Source organism: Kitasatospora sp. NPDC004531, assembly GCF_053602195.1.
This window is the reverse complement of record NZ_JBSGDD010000185.1, coordinates 1-3,852: the sequence shown is the minus strand read 5'-3', so window position 1 is coordinate 3,852 and position 3,852 is coordinate 1. Positions and strand designations below refer to the sequence as shown.

The window sequence follows — 3,852 nt, the reverse complement described above, 5'->3', positions numbered from 1 at the left end:
TGGGCGTGGGCCTCGCCCAGCGCGCCGCCGAAGATCCGGAAGTCGTGCGCGTAGGTGAACACGGTGCGGCCGTGGACGGTGCCCCAGCCGACGACGACGCCGTCGGTGTGGGGCTTCTTCGCCTCCAGACCGAAGCCCTGGGCACGGTGCCGGCGCAGCGGCTCCACCTCGTGGAACGAGCCCTCGTCCAGCAAAAGCTCGATCCGCTCGCGAGCGGTCAGCTTGCCCTTCGCGTGCTGCGCCTCGGTGGCCTTCTCGCTGGGGCCCCGGCGGACCTGCTCGCGCAGCTCGTGGAGTTCGGCCACCCGGCTACGGGCGTCGCCGGCGGCGGTCACGGCAGCTGCCTGGCGGCGGTGCGGTCGAGGTGCTGCCACAGGGCGCGTTCCTCGGGGGTGACGGGGTGTTCGGGGGCGAGGCGTTCGGGGTGGCCGGCGGGGGGCTCGTCGAGGACGGGGTCGAGCAGCCGCTCGGCGTAGGCGTGCAGGGGGTAGGGCGCCCAGATCCAACCGACCGCGATCAGGCCGGACTTGAGGATCTGCCACGCGGTGGCCAGTAGTCGGCTGCGCATCGTCCGCCTCCTTGCTCGCTCAGGCACGTTTCCAGTCCATGACCACGTAGTCGTGCGGGCCGCCGAGGCGGCGCTCCAGGCGCAACTCGCCGTCCTGGAGCCGGACTTGGCGGATCTGTTCGGTGTTGACCACGCGGGCGTGGGAGGCGATGGAGACCTGGTGGACGACGGTGTCGGCGCGCACCTGCCAGCGGCCGGAGTAGCTCAGGAAGTCGTCGGTGCTGCCGAGGTAGGCCTCGCCGGCGTCGGCGGGACGGGTGCGCATCAGGCTGGCGGCCATGTAGCCGTCCTGGTGGTAGATCAGCAGTCCGGCGGCGGCGTCGCCGAGCGGGCCCTCGCTGGTGCTGCCGTCGTCCTCCCGGTAGTAGTGGGCGATCAGCCGCCAGGCTCCGACCAGGTCCCCTTCGCTTACCATCACCGCTCCCCGGCTCGCTCCCGGCGGACGGCAGCCGCCGTCCGCCCGCGTCGTCCACGGTCGCGCGCCGGGCTAGAACGCCGCTCAAGGACCGGTGCACGGGCGGCGCGGTCCAGGGGCGCTGCCGGTGCGGCTCCAGCCGGGAGTGGGAGGTTCGCGGTACCGGCGGTGTGCCGGGCCGAGTCGTGCGAGGAGCTTTCGATGATCGTGGTCACCACTCCCACCGGCGCTGTGGGGAGTCTGGTCCTGTCCGGTCTGCTGGCGGCCGGCGCCCCGGTGCGGGTGGTGGTGCGGGACCCGGGGCGGCTGCCGGCCGGGGTGCGGGAGCGGGTGGAGGTGGTGGCGGGCTCGCACGGCGACCCGGTGGTGGTGGACCGGGCGTTCGCGGGGGCCCGGGCGGTGTTCTGGCTGGCGCCGCCGGACGTCCGGGCGGACGACCTGGACGCCGTGTACTGCGGTTTCGCCCGCCCGGCCTGCGGGGCGCTGGTGCGGCACGGGGTGGAGCGGGTGGTCGGGGTGTCGGCGCTGGGCCGGCACTTCGCCGGGCCGGCGGGGCTGGTGACGGCGTCGCTGGCGATGGACGACCTGATCGCCTCGACCGGGGTGGCGTACCGGGCGCTGGCGATGCCCGCGTTCATGGAGAACCTGCTCCAGCAGGCGGACGGGATCCGGGAGCGCGGCGAGTTCTGCTCGGTGATCGACGCGGACCTGCGGCTGCCGGTGGTGGCGGTGCGCGACGTGGCGCGGGCCGCGGTGCGGCTGCTGCTGGACGACGGCTGGCGCGGGCGGGGCAGCGTGCCGGTGCTCGGGCCGCAGGACCTGTCGTTCCGGGAGATGGCGGAGATCGCCGGGGAGGTGCTGGGCCGGCCGGTGCGCTACCGGCAGTTGACGGCGGCGCGGTTCCGGGCGGTGCTGGCCGGGGCGGGACTGTCGGAGACGATGGCGGCGGCCACCGTGGAGATGCTGGAGGCGAAGAACGCGGGCCTGGACAGCGCCGAGCCGCGCACCGCGGCGAGCGCCTCGCCGACCGCGTTCCGGACCTGGTGCGCGGAGGTGCTGCGGCCCGCCGTGGCGGCGCCTCCGGCGTCCTGAAGCGCTCGTTGAGGGTTCCTAGAGGCGCCGTTCCTAGCGTCGGTGGGACCCGGGCGGCATTCGCCGGCCGCAGCACTCGGAGGCAGTCATGATCGTGCACACGCTGGTCTACCGGTTCCCGTCGCAGGCCGCCGAGGAGGACGTCCGGGCGTTCTTCGACGGGCTGCGGGCCCTGGCGCTGGACTCCGGGCTGGTGTCCGGCTTCGGCTGGCGCCCGCACGTGCTGCTGCCGGTGGACGAGCACGCCAAGGGCATGACCGCCACCCACATCGCGCAGTTCTCCTGCGCCGACGTGGCGACCCTGCAGGAGTTCTCCGAGCGTCCCGGGGTGCACGAGTTCATCGCCGAGTGGCGCGGCAGGCTCGCCTACGAGGCCGCCTACGCCAATCACGAGCAGATGCTGCCGTCCGGCAGCGGAGGGAGCACGATGTTCCACACCGAGCACACCGTGACCGTCGAGGCCGCCGCGGACATCGTCTACGAGGTGCTGGCCGACATCGGCGGCTACGCGAAGCTGTTCCCGCCCACCGAGACCTCGACCCTGCTGGAGGAGTCGGAGACCCACCAGATCGCCCGCCTGGTGGTCGACGTGAGCGGTCAGCGGCAGAGCTGGGTGACCCGGCGCGACCTGGACCGGGCCCGCCGCACCATCTCCTACCGGCAGCTCGACAACGCGCCGATGGTCGAGTACATGGGCGGCGACTGGCGGGCGCTGCCGCTGGACGAGAACCGCACCCAGCTGGTCATCACGCACGACTTCGCGGCCCGGCCCACCGAGCAGGTGCCCAGCCGGGAGAAGGCCACCGAGCTGCTGCGGGCGGCCGTGGAGCGCAACAGCCACGCCGACCTGGACGCGGTGCGCCAGGAGTCCGAGCGGCGCGCGAAGGCCGCCGGGTCCGCGGCGTGAGGCGCCGCCTGATCGACCTCAGCGTGCCGGTGCTGGACGGCCCGAGCGAGGCCACCCCGGTGGAGGTGAGCGTGCTCGACCACGCCTCCGCGCCGGCCGCGCTGGGGCTGCGTCCGGAGGACTTCCCGGAGGGCGACGCGATCTCCAACGAGACGATCACCCTGACCACCCACACCGGCACCCACATGGACGCGCCGCTGCACTACGGCCTGCGCAGCGAGGGCCGGCCGGCCGACGCGATCGACCGGGTGCCGCTGGAGTGGTGCTTCGCGCCGGGCGTCCGGCTCGACCTGCGGCACGTCCCGTCCGGAGTCGGGATCACCGCCGCCGACCTCCAGGACGCGCTCGCCAAGGAGTCGTACGAGCTGCGGCCGGGCGACATCCCGCTGATCTGGACCGGCGCGGACCGGCTCTGGGGCACCGAGGCGTACCGCACCGACCACCCCGGGATGACCCGGGAGTCGACCGCGTGGCTGGTGGAGCGCGGCGCCAAGGTGATCGGCATCGACGCCTGGGGCTTCGACCGGCCGTTCGCCTCGATGCTGGGCGACTACCGGGCCAGCGGCGACAACGGCGTGCTGTGGCCCGCCCACCTGTACGGGCGCGAGCGGGCCTACTGCCAGCTGGAGAAGCTCGCCCGGCTGGACGAGCTGCCCGCCGCGCACGGCTTCACCGTCGCCTGCTTCCCCGTCCGGCTGGCCGGGCTGGGCGCGGCGTGGAGCCGGGTGGTGGCGATCGTCGAGGAGCCGGACGAGAACTGAGCCGTGGGGGGCGGGGGCCGGGGGGGGGGGGGGGGGGCGCGGGGGGGGGGGGGGTGAGTGGGGAGGGGGAGGCGGAGGGGGGGGGGGAGGGGGTGGGGGGTGAGGGTGA

Annotated in this window: 6 protein-coding genes; 3 read left to right on the top strand and 3 right to left on the bottom strand. The window is 74.5% G+C overall.

Annotation, left to right across the window (positions count from 1 at the left end; all coding sequences use genetic code 11):
• The 3 genes from ACWEMJ_RS33830 to ACWEMJ_RS33820 form a co-directional block, all read right to left on the bottom strand.
• Positions 1 to 335 (bottom strand): carboxyl transferase domain-containing protein (locus tag ACWEMJ_RS33830; RefSeq protein ID WP_452140975.1); only part of this gene is annotated, 335 nt, incomplete at its 3' end.
• Positions 332 to 568 (bottom strand): DUF6059 family protein, encoded by a 237-nt coding sequence (locus ACWEMJ_RS33825; protein WP_452140974.1) that lies wholly within the window; start codon positions 566 to 568, stop codon positions 332 to 334. The genes ACWEMJ_RS33830 and ACWEMJ_RS33825, both read right to left, overlap by 4 nt.
• 19 nt (positions 569 to 587) lie before the next feature.
• A complete protein-coding gene (locus tag ACWEMJ_RS33820; RefSeq protein WP_452140973.1) occupies positions 588 to 983 on the bottom strand; it encodes a lipocalin-like domain-containing protein in 396 nt (131 codons plus the stop codon).
• A gap of 201 nt (positions 984 to 1,184) precedes the next feature.
• Here ACWEMJ_RS33820 and ACWEMJ_RS33815 point away from each other — a divergent pair, with 201 nt between their 5' ends.
• From ACWEMJ_RS33815 to ACWEMJ_RS33805, 3 genes are all read left to right on the top strand, one after another.
• Positions 1,185 to 2,075 (top strand): NAD(P)H-binding protein, encoded by an 891-nt coding sequence (locus tag ACWEMJ_RS33815; protein ID WP_452140972.1) that lies wholly within the window; start codon positions 1,185 to 1,187, stop codon positions 2,073 to 2,075.
• A gap of 88 nt (positions 2,076 to 2,163) precedes the next feature.
• Positions 2,164 to 2,982, top strand: coding sequence for an aromatase/cyclase (locus ACWEMJ_RS33810; RefSeq protein ID WP_452140971.1), 819 nt, complete (start codon positions 2,164 to 2,166; stop codon positions 2,980 to 2,982).
• The gene (locus ACWEMJ_RS33805) at positions 2,979 to 3,743 is read left to right on the top strand and encodes a cyclase family protein (RefSeq protein ID WP_452140970.1); all 765 of its coding nucleotides are present in this window, start codon (positions 2,979 to 2,981) and stop codon (positions 3,741 to 3,743) included. The genes ACWEMJ_RS33810 and ACWEMJ_RS33805 overlap by 4 nt, the downstream gene beginning before the upstream one ends.
• The last annotated feature ends 109 nt before the right edge of the window (positions 3,744 to 3,852 follow it).